Source organism: Pseudomonas salomonii, from assembly GCF_900107155.1.
Classification (GTDB): Bacteria; Pseudomonadota; Gammaproteobacteria; order Pseudomonadales; family Pseudomonadaceae; genus Aquipseudomonas; species Aquipseudomonas salomonii.
The window spans coordinates 92,885-108,832 of record NZ_FNOX01000011.1 but is presented as its reverse complement, the minus strand read 5'-3'; the positions used below and the strand labels follow the sequence as shown (position 1 = coordinate 108,832).

The following is a 15,948-nucleotide window of genomic DNA, read 5'->3' as shown; positions in this document are numbered from 1 at the left end:
CGGTCACTCCCTTAAACCCATTAGCTGCGCGCGGCAGCAATCTTGATCAGTTTGGCGTAGTAGAAGCCATCGTGTCCGCCTTCCTGCGCGAGCAACTGGCGGCCGTGGGGCTGCTTGATACCGGCCGTCGTGGCGAGGTCCAGTTCCCGCGCGCCACTGGTACGGGCGAGGAAGGCTTGGATCACCTCGGTGTTTTCTGTCGGCAGCGTGGAGCACGTGGCGTAGAGCAGGATGCCGCCGACTTCCAGGGTCGGCCACAGGGCGTCGAGCAATTCGCCTTGCAGCACGGCCAGGGCGGCGATGTCGTCGGGTTGGCGGGTGAGCTTGATATCCGGGTGACGGCGGATCACACCCGTGGCGGAACATGGCGCGTCGAGCAGGATGCGCTGGAACGGTTTGCCGTCCCACCAGGTGGCGGTGTCGCGGCCGTCAGCGGCGATCAGCTCAGCGCTCAGGCCCAGGCGCGCGAGGTTTTCACGCACACGCACCAGGCGCTTGGCCTCCAGGTCGACGGCGACTACACCGGCAAGGTCTTTTTCGACTTCCAGAATGTGACACGTCTTACCGCCCGGCGCGCAGCAGGCGTCCAGCACGCGTTGGCCGGGGGCCAGGTCGAGCAGGTCGGCGGCCAGTTGTGCGGCTTCGTCCTGCACGCTGATCCAGCCCTCGGCAAAGCCTGGCAGGCTGCGCACGTCGGTGGCGGTTTCCAGCACAATGCCGTCGACGCTGTACACACACGGCGTGGCGCTGATGCCGGCATCGGCCAGCAATTGCAGGTAGGCATCACGGCTGTGATGGCGACGGTTGACCCGCAAAATCATCGGCGGGTGCGCATTGTTGGCGGCGCAAATGGCTTCCCATTGCTCAGGCCAGAAGGCTTTCAGGGATTTTTGCAGCCAGCGCGGGTGAGCCGTGCGCACCACCGGGTCATGTTCCAGCTCGGCCAGCAGCGCTTCGCTTTCGCGCTGGGCGCGACGCAGTACGGCATTGAGCAAGGCCTTGGCCCACGGTTTTTTCAGCTTGTCGGCGCAACCGACGGTTTCCCCGATGGCGGCATGCGCGGGCACGCGGGTGTAGAGCAACTGATAGAGGCCCACCAGCAGCAGCGCTTCTACATCGGCATCAGCCGCTTTGAATGGCTTTTGCAGCAGCTTGGCCGCCAGCGCCGACAAGCGCGGCTGCCAGCGGGCGGTGCCAAAGGCCAGGTCCTGGGTGAAACCGCGATCACGGTCTTCAACCTTGTCCATTTGCGTAGGCAGCGAACTGTTCAGCGAAGCCTTGCCGTTGAGTACAGCAGCAAGCGCCTTGGCGGCGGCCAGACGCGGGTTCATTGAGCGACCGCCCCGAGAACCGTGCCCAAGGCAAATTTCTCACGACGGCTATTGAACAGGTCGCCGAAGTTCAGTGCCTTGCCGCCGGGCAATTGCAGGCGGGTCAGGCACAGCGCCTGTTCACCGCAGGCGACCAACAGGCCGTCCTTGCTGGCGCCGATGATTTCACCCGGAGCACCTTTGCCATCCGCCAAGGTGGCGGCCAACACTTTCAAGGCTTCGCCATTGAGGGTGCTGTGGCAGATCGGCCACGGGTTGAAGGCGCGCACCAGGCGCTCCAGCTCCACGGCCGGGCGGCTCCAGTCGATGCGGGCTTCGTCTTTGTTCAATTTGTGCGCGTAGGTGGCGAGGCTGTCGTCCTGCACTTCGCCTTCCAGCGTACCGGCCGCCAGGCCAGCGATGGCCTGGATAACGGCAGGTGGGCCAAGCTCGGCCAAGCGGTCGTGCAGGCTGCCGCCGGTGTCTTCGCCCGTGATCGGCGTGGCAACCTTGAGCAGCATCGGGCCGGTATCCAGACCCGCCTCCATGCGCATCACGGTCACGCCGCTTTCAAGGTCACCGGCTTGCACGGCGCGCTGGATCGGCGCCGCACCGCGCCAGCGTGGCAGCAACGACGCGTGGCTGTTGATGCAGCCCAGGCGCGGAATATCCAGCACGGCCTGGGGCAGGATCAAACCGTAAGCCACCACCACCAGCAAATCCGGCTTCAACGCCGCCAGTTCCGCCTGGGCATCGGCGTTGCGCAGGGTTGGCGGTTGCAGCACACAGATATTGTGCTCAAGCGCCAGCTGCTTGACCGGGCTTGGCATCAGTTTTTGCCCGCGACCGGCCGGGCGATCCGGCTGGGTGTACACCGCCACGATGTCATAAGGGCTGGCAAGCAGCGCCTTGAGGTGTTCGGCAGCAAATTCGGGAGTGCCGGCAAAAACAATGCGCAGTGGCTCGGTCATGGGAGTTCTCGGTAAAAAACAGTCACAAAAGAAAAAGGCTTGCCGCAGCAAGCCTTTGGAAGAAGGGCATCAAGCTTGCTGGCGATGCTTTTTTTCCAGCTTCTTCTTGATCCGGTCGCGTTTAAGCGTGGACAGGTAATCAACAAACAGCTTGCCGTTGAGGTGGTCGCATTCATGCTGGATGCACACTGCCAGCAGGCCTTCGGCGATCAGTTCGTAGGGCTTGCCGTCACGGTCCAGGGCCTTGATCTTCACGCGCAGCGGGCGTTCGACGTTCTCGTAGAACTCCGGCACCGACAGGCAGCCTTCCTGGTATTCGCCCATCTCTTCGGTCAGCGGTTCGAACTCGGGGTTGATAAACACCCGCGGCTCGCTGCGATCTTCCGACAGGTCCATGACCACGACACGCTGATGCACGTTGACCTGGGTGGCGGCGAGGCCAATGCCCGGGGCTTCATACATTGTTTCAAACATGTCATCGACCAACTGACGAACCTTGTCGTCCACTACGGCCACCGGTTTGGCGATCGTGCGCAGGCGCGAGTCGGGAAATTCGAGGATGTTCAAAATAGCCATAAGCGTAATTGCTGCACATGTGAGGTAAAGGCAAATCGGCGTTGGGATGGACCCAGACCGCCGGTGTGAAAGGCTCGAAAGCCGCGAAGGCTGTGGCATTTCACGCGAACGCACATAATAAAGGAGATTGACCCCATGAGGAAATCGCTACTCGTCTTGCTGTTGTGGGCGCCGCTCGCCGTGGCCCTGGTTCCCCAGCCCGGCCCGCGCCTGGAACAGGCCACGCAACAGGCTATCCGCCACTTTTTGTCGCACAACCGCATTTTCGATACGCCCCAGGACCTGGACAACGCGCCTTACATTGTTGCCGCCGACGCAGGAAGAGTCCTGGGCGCCAACGGTGAGCGCGTGTATGCCCGCGGTGACCTCGACCCGACCCAGCCGGACTATGGGATCTTTCGTCGCGGCAAAACCTACACCGACCCGCAAAGCCGGGAGCTGCTGGGCATCAATGCCGACGCCATCGGCAGCGCACGCTTTGTATTGGCGGGCGATCTCAGCACCCTGGCTGTGCAACGGGTCACCCAGGAAGTGCGCCCGGGCGACCGCTTGCTGCGTGCCGAACCCGTCGTCGAATCGGCCAACCGGGCGCCTGCGCCTTTCATCGAAGGGCACATTATCGATATTCCCAAGGGGGTTACCCAGATCGGCGTATTGGATGCCGTGACCTTGAACAAAGGCCGTCGTGACGGTCTGGCCGAAGGGCACCTGCTCACGGTAATCAAGACCGGCGTGAGCGTACGCGACAGCCTCACTGGCGCCCCGACCCAACTCCCCGATGAAGATGCTGGCACGTTGCTGGTGTTTCGCACCTACGAAAAACTCAGTTATGGCCTGGTGCTCAGAGCCTCTCGTTCGCTGGCGGTGATGGATCGATTCGAGACTGCCCGACAAACGCAATAAATAGCCTGCTAAATAAGTTACCAACAGAGTTATCCACAGCTTGTTCAGATCAAGGACGATCAAATGTATCCGACAAACAACCCTGAAATTTCCCCTGCAGAACTGGAAGCCCGACTACGCTTGCACAGGCTGCCGGAACTGGGCCCCAAGCGTTTTCGTGTATTGATCGAGGCATTTGGTTCTGCCTCCAGGGCCATCAGTGCACCGGCGAGTGCCTGGCGCTCCCTTGGGTTGCCAGCCGTTAGCGCCGATGCCAGGCGCAGCCCTGAAATCCGCGATGGCGCCAGTGCTGCGCTCGCATGGTTGGAGCGCCCGGCCCAGCATTTGCTGATGTGGGACCAGCCTGAGTACCCTGCGTTGCTGGCGCAGATCGACGATGCACCGCCGTTGTTATTCGTCGCCGGCGAGCCGAAAATCCTCGAAAAACCGCAGTTGGCCATGGTTGGCAGTCGCCGTGCATCACGCCCCGGGATGGACACTGCCGCCGCCTTTTCGCGCAGCCTGGCGAGCGCCGGTTTTGTCATCACCAGTGGCTTGGCCTTGGGCATCGACGGTGCTGCGCACCAAGCGGCATTAGATGTCGGGGGGCAGACAATCGGCGTGCTCGGCACCGGGCTCGAAAATTTTTATCCACAACGCCACCGCCAGCTCGCAGCGGCGATGATTGCCCAAGGCAGCGCGGTGGTTTCCGAGTTTCCGCTGGAGGCTGCGCCCCAGGCCGCCAACTTCCCACGACGCAACCGGATCATCAGCGGCCTGTCGCTGGGGGTGCTGGTGGTGGAAGCCAGCATGGCCAGCGGTTCGCTGATCACTGCCAAGCTTGCGGCCGAGCAAGGGCGTGAGGTGTATGCGATTCCGGGCTCCATTCATCATCCGGGCGCCAAGGGCTGCCATCAGTTGATTCGCGATGGCGCGACGCTGGTGGAGTCCATCGAGCACATCCTGGACGGCTTGCGCGGCTGGCAGGCGTTGTCCTGCCCGGCGCCGATGCCGGTCACCCATCCGTTGGTGGCGCTGTTGCACGCGGCGCCCCTCACCAGCGAGGCTTTGGCGGTTGCCAGCGGGCGGCCTTTGGCCCACACACTGGCGGCGCTTACCGAGCTTGAACTTGAGGGCCTGGTGATCTGCGAAAGCGGGCGCTGGCTTGCGCGCGGCCCGCTTATGTAATTAGTTTTTGCAAAGAACATCGGTAAACTGCGCAGAGCTTTAGTCCGGAGAGTGAGCAATGGTCAACAGGTGGCGTGTGCTGGAAGCCGCACGAGAAATTCGCGCAGGCGCGGTGATTGCCTATCCGACCGAAGCGGTCTGGGGCCTGGGCTGCGACCCGTGGAATGAAGACGCGGTAGACCGGCTGCTGGCGATCAAGAATCGCTCGGTCGACAAGGGGCTGATTCTGGTGGCGGACAATATCCGTCAGTTCGATTTTCTATTCGAAGACTTCCCGGACACCTGGATCGACCGCATGGCCAGTACCTGGCCGGGGCCGAACACCTGGCTGGTGCCGCATCAGGGCATGCTGCCGGAATGGGTGACCGGTGTGCATGACACCGTGGCGCTGCGGGTCAGCGATCATCCGTTGGTGAGGGATTTATGCGCGCAGGTGGGGCCGTTGATCTCTACCTCAGCCAACCCGCAAGGTCGCCCGGCGGCGCGCACGCGGCTTCGTGTGGAGCAGTATTTCCGTGGCCAAGTGGATTTGGTGCTGGGTGGTGCCCTGGGTGGGCGCAAGAACCCGAGCCTGATTCGTGATTTGGCGACGGGTGAGGTGGTGCGGCCTTCTTGAGACCGAGGCGCCTGCATTCGCGAGCAAGCCCGCTCCCACCTTTGATCGCATTCCAAATTTGGAACTGGGTCAAAGGTGGGAGCGGGCTTGCTCGCGAAGAGGCCATCACTGACTCCAGAGATAGATCGCCTTACGGCAGAAGAATGGTCGACCCGGTCGTCCTGCGCCCCGACAACTCCGTCTGCGCCTTCGCCGCATCCGCCAGCGCAAACCGCTGGTTGATATCAATACGCACCTTGCCGCTCTTGATCATCGCGAACAGATCATCAGCCATCGCCTGCAAGTCTTTCGGGTTACTGGCGTAGGTCGCCAAGGTGGGCCGAGTGACATACAGCGAGCCCTTCGCCGCCAGAATCCCCAGGTTCACGCCATCCACCGCGCCTGACGCATTGCCGAAACTCACCACCAAACCACGCGGCGCCACGCTGTCCAGTGAGGTCAGCCAGGTGTCTTTGCCGACGCCGTCGTACACCACCGGCACTTTTTTGCCGTCGGTCAATTCCAGTACGCGCTGTGCGACGTTTTCCTTGCTGTAGTCGATGGTTTCCCAGGCACCAAGGGACTTGGCCAGTGCGGCTTTTTCCGGCGAACTCACGGTGCCGATCAGCTTCACACCCAGGGCCTTGGCCCATTGGCAGGCCAGGGAGCCCACACCACCGGCAGCGGCGTGGAACAGAATGGTTTCGCCACCCTTCAACTCGTAGGTCTGTCGCAGCAGGTACTGCACGGTCAGGCCCTTGAGCATTGCGCCGGCGGCTTGTTCAAAGCTGATGCCGTCCGGCAGGTGCACCAGGTTGGCGGCAGGCAGCACGTGCAGCTCGCTGTACGCGCCCAGTGGGCCACTGCCGTAGGCCACGCGGTCGCCGACCTTGAACTGAGTGACCTCGCTGCCAACCGCATCCACCACGCCAGCGCCTTCTGCGCCAAGGCCCGATGGCAGCGCGGGCGGCGCATACAGGCCACTGCGGAAATAGGTGTCGATGAAGTTCAGGCCGATGGCCTCGTTACGCACACGCACCTGCTGGGGTCCAGGTTCTGCCGGGGTATAGTCCACATACTCAAGTACTTCGGGGCCGCCATGGGCGCTGAACTGGATACGTTTGGCCATCTGCACTTCTCCTGAGGTCGAATCGCGTAGCCCCCTATCCCACTCCTAACCTTGATCTTCGTCAACTGCGGCGCACCTAAGTGCAGAGGGATGGCAGAGGGAAGTAAGCGCAGTGGTATCCTGTGCGCCCATTTGCCGCCGACGCCCGATGGCCTCGCGTAGCTTTGCCCGATTCAAGGTGATGCCATGACTACCCGCACCGAGGCTGTAAAGGCCTACCTGCTCGACCTGCAAGACCGCATTTGCAGCGCCCTGGAAACCTTCGAGACGGACACTCGCTTTATCGAAGACGCCTGGACCCGGCCTGCCGGCGGCGGCGGTCGCACCCGTGTGATCGAAAACGGTTCGGTGATCGAAAAAGGCGGCGTCAACTTTTCCCACGTATTCGGCAGCGGCTTGCCGCCGTCCGCCAGCGCGCATCGTCCGGAGCTGGCCGGTCGTGGCTTTGAAGCCCTCGGCGTGTCGCTGGTGATCCACCCGCACAACCCGCACGTGCCAACGTCCCACGCCAACGTGCGTTTTTTCATCGCCGAAAAAGACGGCGAAGAGCCGGTGTGGTGGTTCGGTGGCGGCTTCGACCTCACGCCCTACTACGGCAATGAAGAAGACTGCATCCACTGGCACCGCGTGGCCGAGCAGGCCTGTGCGCCGTTTGGCCCAGACGTGTACTCGCGCTACAAGGCCTGGTGCGACACCTACTTCCATATCAAGCACCGCAATGAACCGCGCGGCATCGGCGGCTTGTTCTTCGATGACTTGAACGAGTGGGGCTTCGACACCTGCTTCGCCTTCATCCGCGCCATCGGCGATGCCTACATCGACGCCTACCTGCCGATCGTGCAGCGCCGCAAGGCCATGGCTTACTCCGAGCAGCAGCGCCAGTTCCAGGAATTTCGTCGCGGCCGCTACGTAGAATTCAACCTGGTCTACGACCGTGGCACCCTGTTCGGCCTGCAATCGGGCGGGCGTACCGAGTCGATCCTGATGTCGCTGCCGCCGCAAGTACGCTGGAGCTACGACTGGAAAGCCGAAGCCGGCAGCGAAGAAGCGCGCCTCACCGATTACTACCTGCAAGACCGCGACTGGCTGGGCCTTGCTGCGCCCAAGGCGGCTGTTTGATGGACCGTTATGTGGTGTTCGGCAACCCCATCGGCCACAGCAAATCGCCGTTGATTCACCGTATGTTCGCCGAGCAGACCGGCGAGCAACTGGACTACAGCACCTTGCTCGCGCCGCTGGAGGATTTCACCGGCTGTGCCCGTGAGTTCTTTGCACAAGGCCGTGGCGCCAACGTCACCGTGCCGTTCAAGGAAGACGCCTACCGCCTGGCCAACAGCTTGACCGAACGCGCCCAGCGCGCAGGCGCTGTGAACACCTTGAGCAAGTTGGGCGACGGCACCTTGCTGGGCGACAACACCGACGGCGCCGGCCTGGTGCGCGACCTCACGGTGAATGCCGGGCTGAGCCTGCAAGGCAAGCGCATCCTGCTGCTGGGCGCCGGTGGTGCGGTACGCGGGGCGTTGGAGCCATTGCTGGCTGAGCAGCCTGCGTCGCTGATCATCGCCAACCGCACCGTGGAAAAAGCCGAACTGCTTGCCGAGTTGTTCGACGATTTGGGACCGGTGTCGGCCAGCGGTTTCGATTGGCTGCGTGAGCCGGTGGACGTGATCATCAATGCCACGTCCGCCAGCCTGTCAGGCGATGTCCCGCCGATTGCCGGCAGCCTGATCGAACCGGGCAAGACCTTTTGCTACGACATGATGTACGCCAAGGAGCCGACCGCGTTCTGTCGCTGGGCTACCGAGCAAGGCGCGGCGGTGGCGATGGACGGTTTGGGCATGTTGGTGGAGCAGGCCGCAGAAGCCTTCTTCCTGTGGCGCGGCGTGCGGCCGGAGTCGGCACCTGTGTTGGCTGAGTTGCGGCGGCAACTGGCGGCCAACTGATTCCAGCCTTGTGAAGATCTAATGTGGGAGCAGGCAAGCCCGCTCCCACAGTTTTAACCGCATTCAGTCTTCGAAATGGATGGGGCAGTTGTCGGCCCCTTCCAATTTCTTTAATTCTTCCACGACCTGCGGCCTGGCCCGGCGCAACGTCAGGCTGCGCCCCACACCCACCAACCGCCGTGCCTCCTGGTGCAGCATCTCCACCCCGGAATAGTCGATAAAATTAATCTGCTGCGCCTCGATCACCACCCGCTCGCCCTGCAAGCTTTGCAGGCGCACTTGCAGGTAATGGCTGGCGCCGAAAAAGATTGAGCCGCCCACCCGCAACACGTCCTCATCACCGTCACGCCATTGCTGAACCCTCGGCTGCGAAGTGCGCTTGAGGTAGAAAAACAACGACGCCAACACCCCCGCGTAAATCGCCGTTTGCAGCTCCAGCAGCAAGGTCGCGACGCACGTCAGGCTCATCACCACAAACTCGGCGCGGCTGACGCGGAACAGCGCGCGGATGCCACGATGATCCACCAGGCCCCAGCAAATCAGCAGGATGCTTGCGGCCATGCTGGGGATCGGGATGTGCGCGATCAACGCCGCGCCAAATAACGCAAACACTGCCACCCACAGCGCGGAAAACACGCCGGCCAACGGCGAGCAGGCGCCCGCTTCATAGCTGAGGCCGGAGCGGGTAAAGGAACCGGCCGACAAGTACCCGGAGAAAAAGCCACCGACGATGTTGGATAAACCCTGCGCACGAACTTCCTGATTGGCGTCGAGCAATTGCTGCGAACGCGCCGACAACGAGCGCGCAATCGACAGGCTGGTGACCAGCCCGAGCATGCCCACCGCCACGGCGCTGGGCAGCAGGCGCAGCAGCATGTCCAGGTCCATCGGCAGCGGGCTGAACGGCGGCAGTTTGCCGATAAACGAACTCACCCGCGCCACATGCCCGAACATCGCCGGCCACAGCCACGCCACCAGGCTGCCCAGCGCCAGGGCGATCAACAGCGTCGGCCAACGCGGGGCCCGGTATTTGAGCAGCGCGCCCACCAGCAAGGTGCCCAGGCCCAGCGCCAGTGAGGCGTGGTCCCATTCCCCGGCATGGTCCACCAGTGCCAGCAAGCTATTGATCGCCGTGGCCTGACTGGGTAAATCCAGCCCCAGCAAGTTGGGCAACTGCCCCAAGGCAATCACCACGGCGGCGCCCAGAGTGAAACCCAGCACGACCGAATGCGAGACGAAATTCACCAGCGCGCCGAAGCGCAGCATGCCCAGCAACCACTGGAAAACACCGGCCAGGAATGTAAGCAACAGGATCAACGTGATGTAGTCCTGCGAGCCAGGCACGGCCAGCGGACTGACGCTGGCGTACAGGACGATGGATATCGCCGCTGTCGGCCCGCAGATCAGGTGCCAGGAGGAACCCCACAGGCAGGCGATCAACACCGGGATGATGGCGGCATACAGGCCGTATTCGGGTGGGAGCCCGGCGATCAGCGCGTAGGCGATCGACTGCGGCAAGGCGAGCACAGCGCCGCTGAGCCCGACAATCGCATCCCGGCCGACGCTGGCGCGGGTTTGGCGCGGCAGCCAGGCGAGGAAGGGGAAGAGAGTGTGGCGGTTGGGCCGGGGCATCGTGAGCTCGGGTTGGAAGGTTTGAGCCAGAATATCAGTACACATTGGTCCCTGTGGGAGCGAGCAAGCCCGCTCCCACATTCGGATTGCATCAGACCTTAGAGTTTGGCTTTTACTGCGGCCAGCGCATCCTTGCCATCCACGGTTTTTACCCCGTCGAGCCACTTGTCCAACACCGCCGGGTTAGCCTTGATCCACGCCTTCGCCGCCTCGGCATTGCTGACCTTGTTGTTCACCACCTGGGCCATGATGCTGTTCTCCATCTCCTGGGTAAAACTCAGGTTAGTCAGCAACTTTCCTACGTTCGGGCAGGCCTGTGCATAACCTTTGCGGGTCAAGGTATACACGCTGCCGGTGTCACCAAAATATTTCTCGCCGCCTTTGAGGTAATGCATTTTCAACTGCACGTTCATCGGGTGTGGCGTCCAGCCGAGGAAGGTCACGAACTTCTGTTTTTTTACCGCCCGCGACACTTCGGCCAGCATCGCCTGCTCGCTCGACTCGATCAGCTTCCACTGGCCCAGGTCGAAGTCGTTCTTCTTGATGATCTCCTGCAGCGAAATGTTCGCCGGTGCGCCGGAGCCGATGCCGTAGATCTTCTTGTCGAACTTGTCGGCAAATTTGTTCAGGTCGGCAAAATCATGCACACCGGCGTCCCACACATAGTCCGGCACGGCGAGGGTGAACTCGGTGCCGTCGAGGTTTTTCGCCAGTTGCACCACATCGCCATTGGCCACGAACTTGTCGTAGAAACCCTGCTGCGCCGGCATCCAGTTGCCCAGGAACACATCCACCTGGCCATCCTTGAGCCCGCCAAACGTGATCGGCACTGCCAGGGTGTCGACCTTGGCCTTGTAGCCCATGCCGTTCAACAGAAAACCGGTGATGGCATTGGTGGCGGCAATGTCGCTCCAGCCCGGATCGGCCATCTTCACCGTGTCACAACTCGTGTCCGCATACACATTGGCGCTGCTCAACGCCAAAATGCCCAGCACTACCGTCAACTTTTGCATGGCCTTCCCTCTATCTATTTATTGGTTTTGGCAGGGTTGTGGGTAACGTGCCTTGCGCTCCAGGTCGTCGAGGTCGATATGGTTGCGCATGTATTGCTGACTGGCGTCCACCAGTGGCTGGTGATCCCAGCTCTTGAGCTTGCCTTGGGTCAGCGCCTCGAACACCAGGCGGCGACGGCGTTGGCTGGCGAGCACCTGCTGGTGGATCGCCGGGATGTCCCATTTGGCCCGCGCCTCATTCAAAAACGCCTCGAACAGTGGCCGGTGTTCCGGTGACTGGCTGAGGTCTTCCCGCTCGTGCGGGTCGTTGTGTACATCGAACAGTAGACAAGGGTCGTCTTCGCTGTAGATGAATTTGTAGGCACCGCGCCGAATCATCATCAGCGGGCTGATGGTGCCTTCGGCCATGTATTCGCCAAACACTTCGTCGTGCCCGCCCTGCCCGTGCAAGTGCGGGACCAGCGAGCGGCCGTCCAGCGCCAGGCGTGGGTCCAATTCGCCACCGGCCAGTTCCACCAGGGTGGGCAGCAGGTCGGCGGTGGACACGGCGTTACCTACGCGGCCCGCCGCAAACTGGCCTGGCGCACTCACCAGCAGGGGTACGCGGGCGGCCATTTCGAACCAGTGCATTTTGTACCAGAGGCCACGCTCGCCGAGCATGTCGCCGTGGTCGCCGGAAAAGATGATGATCGTGTCCTCGGCCAGGCCGGTGTCCTCAAGGGTTTGCAGGAGTTTGCCGACATTGCTGTCGATATAGCTGCACGCACCGAAATACGCGCGGCGCGCATCGCGGATCTTGTCCACAGGCAGCGGCTTTCCCCACAGGTCGTAAACCTTGAGCAGGCGCTGGGAATGCGGGTCGAGATCGCCTTGCGCGGGGGTTACTGGCATTGGGATGTCGTTGTCGTCGTACAGGTCCCAGAACGGCTTGGGAATGGTGTACGGGTCGTGTGGGTGCGTCATCGACACGGTGAGGCAGAACGGCTGGTTGCCGTCTTCACGGATATGGTCGAACAGGTATTGCTGGGCCTTGAACACCACCTCTTCGTCGAAATCCAGCTGATTGGTGCGCACGCATGGCCCGGCTTGCAGCACCGAGGACATGTTGTGGTACCAGCTGGGGCGCACATCCGGCTCATCCCAGTTCACCGCCCAGCCATAGTCGGCGGGGTAGATGTCGCTGGTCAGGCGTTCTTCATAACCGTGCAACTGATCTGGCCCGCAGAAATGCATCTTGCCCGACAGCGCCGTGCGGTAGCCGAGGCGGCGCAGGTAGTGGGCATAAGTCGGTACATCGGCGGGGAAATCGGCGGCGTTGTCGTAGGCGCCAATCTTGCTCGGTAACTGGCCGCTGACCAGGGTGAAACGCGAAGGCGCGCACAACGGGCTGTTGCAGTAGGCGGCGTCAAACACCACGCCCTGTGCAGCCAGGCGGCTCAGGTTCGGCAACTTGATCGGGGAAGGTCCGTAGAACGGCAGCATCGGCGCGGCCATTTGATCGGCCATGATGAAAAGAATGTTCTTGCGCTTCATGATCTGTCGGCATTCCATAGGCGGTGTTTATGCCAATGAGCATGCGGCCCATGGAAAATGGGGTAAAGCCCATGAAAAGCAATGTCTAGGATAAGCACAGCTTATGTATGAATCCCTCGGTGATCTGTCCCTCGACCTGCTGCGTGCCTTTGAAGCAGCGGCGCGCCATCGCAGCTTTACCGCCGCCGCAATGGAGTTGGGCACCACGCAGCCGGCCATCAGCCAGCAGATCAAGCGCCTTGAAGAGCAACTGGCGATTCGCTTGTTCGATCGCATCTACCGAGGCATCGAACTGACGGATGCGGGCGCGCTGCTCTTCGAGCATGTGCAAGGAGGTATGCAAACCATCAACCAGGGCCTCAGCGCAATCACCCAGCAGGACCAGCACGAAGTGCTGCAAGTGGCCACCGACTTCGCCTTCGCCGCCTACTGGCTGATGCCGCGCCTGCATCGCTTTCACCAGGCCAACCCGCAGGTGGATGTGAGCCTGGTGACCAGCGAGCGCAACCACGCCACGTTGCGCAGCGATATCGACGTGGCGGTGTTGTTTGGCGATGGGCGTTTCAAGCAGGGCGAGAGCTTGTGGCTGTTCAACGAGGAGGTGTTTCCGGTGTGCAGCCCGCAGTGGCTAAAGGCTCAATCCACGCCATTGACTGTACAAAATTTGCACGATTACCCACTGCTGCACTTGCGTCAGGAAAATAACAGCCAGTGGTTCGACTGGAGCGGCGTGTTTCGTGAGTTGGGCATCACCACGGCGCCTACGCCTGGGCAATTGCGCTTCGACAATTACACCCTGCTGATTCAGGCCGCGATTGCCGGCCAGGGCGTGGCTATCGGTTGGCGGCATTTGGTGGATAACCTGCTGGAGCAGAACTGGCTGTGTCGACCGATCAGCGACACAGTGATCTCGCGCTTCGGTTATTACGTGGTGCAGCCCCAGCGCAAACGCCGGGGGCAATTGGTCGAGCGCTTTGTCGACTGGCTGGTGGCCGAGCAAGCCAGCAGCGCGCAGTCGTTGACCGGGCTGGCCCTGCCGTCGATTGCGGTCTAGGATCGGCGCATATTGGATCCGGATTTCGCCATGCAACGTATCAAGGGCTACCACGCCCATATCTACTTTGACGCCAGCACCATCGACCAGGCGCGCAAGCTCTGCGAGGACGCGGCCAAGCTGTTCCCGTTGAGCATGGGCCGTGTACACGAAAAGCCGGTCGGCCCGCACCCGGACTGGAGCTGCCAGCTGGCATTCGAGCCGGAATACATCGGCGTGGTGTTGCCCTGGCTGGCGCTGCATCGTGATGGGCTGGTGGTGTTCCTGCACCCGGACACCGGCGATGACCTCAAGGATCACACCGATTACGCGATCTGGATGGGCGCGATGCGCGAGCTGAACCTGTCTGGTTTTTAACCACGGTTAATACCAATCCCATCACCTTGCGCAAAGGCGATGGGATTTTTTATTACCCACTCCCAATATATGGGACAGTTATTTATATATTGAGATATTGCCAGCCGTAGGTTTATATTCGCCCATCAGCTTTTTCAGCACCCACTCATTTCAGGTGAAGCGATGCAGGCGCAATTGATCGCGCTCGACTGGGGGACCAGCTCCCTTCGTGCTTACAAACTCGGCCCGGCTGGCAGCGTGCTCGAACAGCGCGCGTTGGCGTTCGGCATCATGCACCTGCCCAGTGAACCCCGGGTCATTGCCGGCGTGCTGTGCAGTGACGGCTTTGAGTTGGCGTTCGATGCGGCCTGCGGCGACTGGCTCGACGCGCAGCCCGGCCTGGCGGTGATTGCCTGCGGCATGGTCGGCAGCGCCCAAGGCTGGAGCGAAGCGGCTTACCGCCAAACGCCCGTCGACGTCGCCAGCCTCGGTCAGGCCTTGCACCCGGTGCGCAGCCTGCGCGGGGTGCAGGTGCATATTGTGCCGGGTGTGATCGAGCGGGTCGGCTTGCCCAATGTGATGCGCGGCGAAGAAACCCAAGTGCTGGGTGTGCTGCAAGGCCTGGGCGCCGACGTGCTGATCGGCCTGCCGGGCAGCCATTCCAAATGGGTCGAGGTGGTTGAAGGCTGCATCACCCACTTCGACACCTTCATGACCGGCGAGGTGTTTGCGGTACTCAGCAAGCACAGCATTCTCGGGCGTACCCAGCAACCGTCCGAACAATTTGAGGTCGAGGCGTTTGATCGTGGCGTGCGCGTGGCGCTTTCGGAGGATGGCCGGCGCGGCGTGCTGTCGACCTTGTTCAGCGCCCGTACCCTGGGCTTGACCGGCGAACTGGCACCCGACGAACAGCCCGATTATCTGTCCGGCCTGCTGATCGGCCACGAACTCGCCGGTTTGCCGCAGCAGGCCAAACACACGCCTATCGTTCTGGTCGGCGCTGCAAAACTCTGCGCCTGCTACCAACGCGCCCTCGCCCTCAGCGGCTTTACCCACGTCAGCCTCGCCCAGGAAGCCACCGCGCGCGGCCTGTGGCAGTTGGCCGTTGCCGCTGGGCTCACTCAACCTGTACAGGAGGCCTGACATGCTCAAGCAAGCACTCGCACACAACGGTTTGATCGCAATTTTGCGTGGCGTGCGCCCGGATGAAGCCCAGGCGATTGGCCAGGTGCTCTATAAGGCCGGTTTTCGCGTGATCGAGGTGCCACTGAATTCGCCGGACCCTTACACCAGCATCCGCACCCTGCGCGACACCCTGCCCGCCGATTGCCTGATCGGCGCGGGCACCGTGTTGACCCCGGAACAGGTTGAGCAGGTCAAAGCTGCCGGTGGCCAGGTCATCGTCATGCCCCACAGCGATGCCAAGGTATTGCGTGCCGCCAAGGCGGCGGGGCTGTTCCTGTCGCCGGGTGTGGCAACGCCGACCGAAGCCTTCGCCGCCTTGGCCGAAGGCGCCGACGTATTGAAGCTGTTCCCGGCCGAGCAAATGGGCCCGGCGGTAATCAAGGCGTGGCTGGCGGTATTGCCCACCGGCACATTGCTGCTGCCGGTGGGCGGCGTAACCCCAGGCAACATGCAGGTGTATTTCGACGCGGGCGCGAAGGGTTTCGGCCTGGGTTCCGGGTTGTTCAAACCGGGCATGTCGGTTGACCAAGTGGCGAGCAATGCCCAGGCCTATGCCGCGGCCTGGAACGCGCTTAACTGAACTCAAGGTTTGCGCCCCTGG

General features: G+C 62.0%; 16 protein-coding genes. 9 read left to right on the top strand and 7 right to left on the bottom strand.

Translation table 11 applies throughout. The features are described from left to right. Positions 1-20: 20 nt before the first annotated feature. The 3 genes from rsmB to def form a co-directional block, all read right to left on the bottom strand. The gene (rsmB, locus tag BLV67_RS23880) at positions 21-1,331 is read right to left on the bottom strand and encodes a 16S rRNA (cytosine(967)-C(5))-methyltransferase RsmB (protein WP_056860961.1); all 1,311 of its coding nucleotides are present in this window, start codon (positions 1,329-1,331) and stop codon (positions 21-23) included. Further along, positions 1,328-2,281, bottom strand: coding sequence for a methionyl-tRNA formyltransferase (gene fmt, locus BLV67_RS23875; RefSeq protein WP_065932009.1), 954 nt, complete (start codon positions 2,279-2,281; stop codon positions 1,328-1,330). Before fmt ends, rsmB begins: the two co-directional genes overlap by 4 nt. Before the next feature lie 69 nt (positions 2,282-2,350). Beyond that, a complete protein-coding gene (gene def / locus BLV67_RS23870) occupies positions 2,351-2,857 on the bottom strand; it encodes a peptide deformylase (protein ID WP_017135146.1) in 507 nt (168 codons plus the stop codon). A gap of 135 nt (positions 2,858-2,992) precedes the next feature. Here def and BLV67_RS23865 point away from each other — a divergent pair, with 135 nt between their 5' ends. From BLV67_RS23865 to tsaC, 3 genes are all read left to right on the top strand, one after another. Then, on the top strand, positions 2,993-3,760 hold the full coding sequence (locus BLV67_RS23865; protein WP_069785789.1) for a peptidoglycan-binding protein: 768 nt from the start codon (positions 2,993-2,995) through the stop codon (positions 3,758-3,760). A 63-nt stretch (positions 3,761-3,823) separates the two neighbouring features. Continuing rightward, positions 3,824-4,927: a DNA-processing protein DprA gene (dprA, locus tag BLV67_RS23860; RefSeq protein ID WP_069785790.1), complete on the top strand. Its 1,104-nt coding sequence runs from the start codon at positions 3,824-3,826 to the stop codon at positions 4,925-4,927. 58 nt (positions 4,928-4,985) lie between these two features. Further along, the gene (gene tsaC, locus BLV67_RS23855; RefSeq protein WP_056860965.1) at positions 4,986-5,543 is read left to right on the top strand and encodes an L-threonylcarbamoyladenylate synthase type 1 TsaC; all 558 of its coding nucleotides are present in this window, start codon (positions 4,986-4,988) and stop codon (positions 5,541-5,543) included. A gap of 130 nt (positions 5,544-5,673) precedes the next feature. Here the strand turns inward: tsaC and BLV67_RS23850 are convergent, their stop codons facing one another. Further along, positions 5,674-6,651, bottom strand: coding sequence for an NADPH:quinone reductase (locus BLV67_RS23850; RefSeq protein WP_065932005.1), 978 nt, complete (start codon positions 6,649-6,651; stop codon positions 5,674-5,676). 186 nt (positions 6,652-6,837) lie between these two features. On the opposite strand from BLV67_RS23850, the gene hemF reads away from it, so the two are divergent. Both hemF and aroE read left to right on the top strand, forming a co-directional pair. Beyond that, the gene (hemF, locus tag BLV67_RS23845) at positions 6,838-7,770 is read left to right on the top strand and encodes an oxygen-dependent coproporphyrinogen oxidase (RefSeq protein ID WP_069785791.1); all 933 of its coding nucleotides are present in this window, start codon (positions 6,838-6,840) and stop codon (positions 7,768-7,770) included. After that, on the top strand, positions 7,770-8,594 hold the full coding sequence (gene aroE / locus BLV67_RS23840; protein WP_069785792.1) for a shikimate dehydrogenase: 825 nt from the start codon (positions 7,770-7,772) through the stop codon (positions 8,592-8,594). The genes hemF and aroE overlap by 1 nt, the downstream gene beginning before the upstream one ends. Before the next feature lie 63 nt (positions 8,595-8,657). Here aroE and BLV67_RS23835 read toward each other — a convergent pair whose 3' ends face one another. From BLV67_RS23835 to betC, 3 genes are all read right to left on the bottom strand, one after another. Beyond that, positions 8,658-10,226: a SulP family inorganic anion transporter gene (locus BLV67_RS23835; RefSeq protein ID WP_069785793.1), complete on the bottom strand. Its 1,569-nt coding sequence runs from the start codon at positions 10,224-10,226 to the stop codon at positions 8,658-8,660. Positions 10,227-10,324: 98 nt separating this feature from the next. Further along, a complete protein-coding gene (gene choX / locus BLV67_RS23830) occupies positions 10,325-11,239 on the bottom strand; it encodes a choline ABC transporter substrate-binding protein (RefSeq protein ID WP_069785794.1) in 915 nt (304 codons plus the stop codon). An 18-nt stretch (positions 11,240-11,257) separates the two neighbouring features. After that, on the bottom strand, positions 11,258-12,772 hold the full coding sequence (betC, locus tag BLV67_RS23825; protein WP_069785795.1) for a choline-sulfatase: 1,515 nt from the start codon (positions 12,770-12,772) through the stop codon (positions 11,258-11,260). A gap of 103 nt (positions 12,773-12,875) precedes the next feature. On the opposite strand from betC, the gene BLV67_RS23820 reads away from it, so the two are divergent. The 4 genes from BLV67_RS23820 (at position 12,876) to BLV67_RS23805 (ending at position 15,927) form a co-directional block, all read left to right on the top strand. Beyond that, a complete protein-coding gene (locus tag BLV67_RS23820; RefSeq protein WP_065932000.1) occupies positions 12,876-13,826 on the top strand; it encodes a choline sulfate utilization transcriptional regulator in 951 nt (316 codons plus the stop codon). A gap of 30 nt (positions 13,827-13,856) precedes the next feature. Then, on the top strand, positions 13,857-14,183 hold the full coding sequence (locus tag BLV67_RS23815; RefSeq protein ID WP_056860973.1) for a DOPA 4,5-dioxygenase family protein: 327 nt from the start codon (positions 13,857-13,859) through the stop codon (positions 14,181-14,183). 162 nt (positions 14,184-14,345) lie between these two features. Next, positions 14,346-15,305, top strand: coding sequence for a 2-dehydro-3-deoxygalactonokinase (locus BLV67_RS23810; protein ID WP_069785796.1), 960 nt, complete (start codon positions 14,346-14,348; stop codon positions 15,303-15,305). A gap of 1 nt (position 15,306) precedes the next feature. Beyond that, positions 15,307-15,927: a 2-dehydro-3-deoxy-6-phosphogalactonate aldolase gene (locus BLV67_RS23805; protein ID WP_069785797.1), complete on the top strand. Its 621-nt coding sequence runs from the start codon at positions 15,307-15,309 to the stop codon at positions 15,925-15,927. Positions 15,928-15,948 lie beyond the last annotated feature (21 nt).

What these genes read in the sequence shown, in the direction of transcription:
- BLV67_RS23815 (WP_056860973.1), top strand. Translation starts at nt 13,857, where the DNA reads ATGCAACGTATCAAGGGCTACCACGCCCATATCTACTTTGACGCCAGC.
- choX (WP_069785794.1), bottom strand. Translation starts at nt 11,239, where the DNA reads ATGCAAAAGTTGACGGTAGTGCTGGGCATTTTGGCGTTGAGCAGCGCC.
- rsmB (WP_056860961.1), bottom strand. Translation starts at nt 1,331, where the DNA reads ATGAACCCGCGTCTGGCCGCCGCCAAGGCGCTTGCTGCTGTACTCAAC.
- hemF (WP_069785791.1), top strand. Translation starts at nt 6,838, where the DNA reads ATGACTACCCGCACCGAGGCTGTAAAGGCCTACCTGCTCGACCTGCAA.
- BLV67_RS23850 (WP_065932005.1), bottom strand. Translation starts at nt 6,651, where the DNA reads ATGGCCAAACGTATCCAGTTCAGCGCCCATGGCGGCCCCGAAGTACTT.
- BLV67_RS23805 (WP_069785797.1), top strand. Translation starts at nt 15,307, where the DNA reads ATGCTCAAGCAAGCACTCGCACACAACGGTTTGATCGCAATTTTGCGT.
- betC (WP_069785795.1), bottom strand. Translation starts at nt 12,772, where the DNA reads ATGAAGCGCAAGAACATTCTTTTCATCATGGCCGATCAAATGGCCGCG.
- def (WP_017135146.1), bottom strand. Translation starts at nt 2,857, where the DNA reads ATGGCTATTTTGAACATCCTCGAATTTCCCGACTCGCGCCTGCGCACG.
- tsaC (WP_056860965.1), top strand. Translation starts at nt 4,986, where the DNA reads ATGGTCAACAGGTGGCGTGTGCTGGAAGCCGCACGAGAAATTCGCGCA.
- BLV67_RS23865 (WP_069785789.1), top strand. Translation starts at nt 2,993, where the DNA reads ATGAGGAAATCGCTACTCGTCTTGCTGTTGTGGGCGCCGCTCGCCGTG.
- BLV67_RS23820 (WP_065932000.1), top strand. Translation starts at nt 12,876, where the DNA reads ATGTATGAATCCCTCGGTGATCTGTCCCTCGACCTGCTGCGTGCCTTT.
- dprA (WP_069785790.1), top strand. Translation starts at nt 3,824, where the DNA reads ATGTATCCGACAAACAACCCTGAAATTTCCCCTGCAGAACTGGAAGCC.
- BLV67_RS23835 (WP_069785793.1), bottom strand. Translation starts at nt 10,226, where the DNA reads ATGCCCCGGCCCAACCGCCACACTCTCTTCCCCTTCCTCGCCTGGCTG.
- fmt (WP_065932009.1), bottom strand. Translation starts at nt 2,281, where the DNA reads ATGACCGAGCCACTGCGCATTGTTTTTGCCGGCACTCCCGAATTTGCT.
- BLV67_RS23810 (WP_069785796.1), top strand. Translation starts at nt 14,346, where the DNA reads ATGCAGGCGCAATTGATCGCGCTCGACTGGGGGACCAGCTCCCTTCGT.
- aroE (WP_069785792.1), top strand. Translation starts at nt 7,770, where the DNA reads ATGGACCGTTATGTGGTGTTCGGCAACCCCATCGGCCACAGCAAATCG.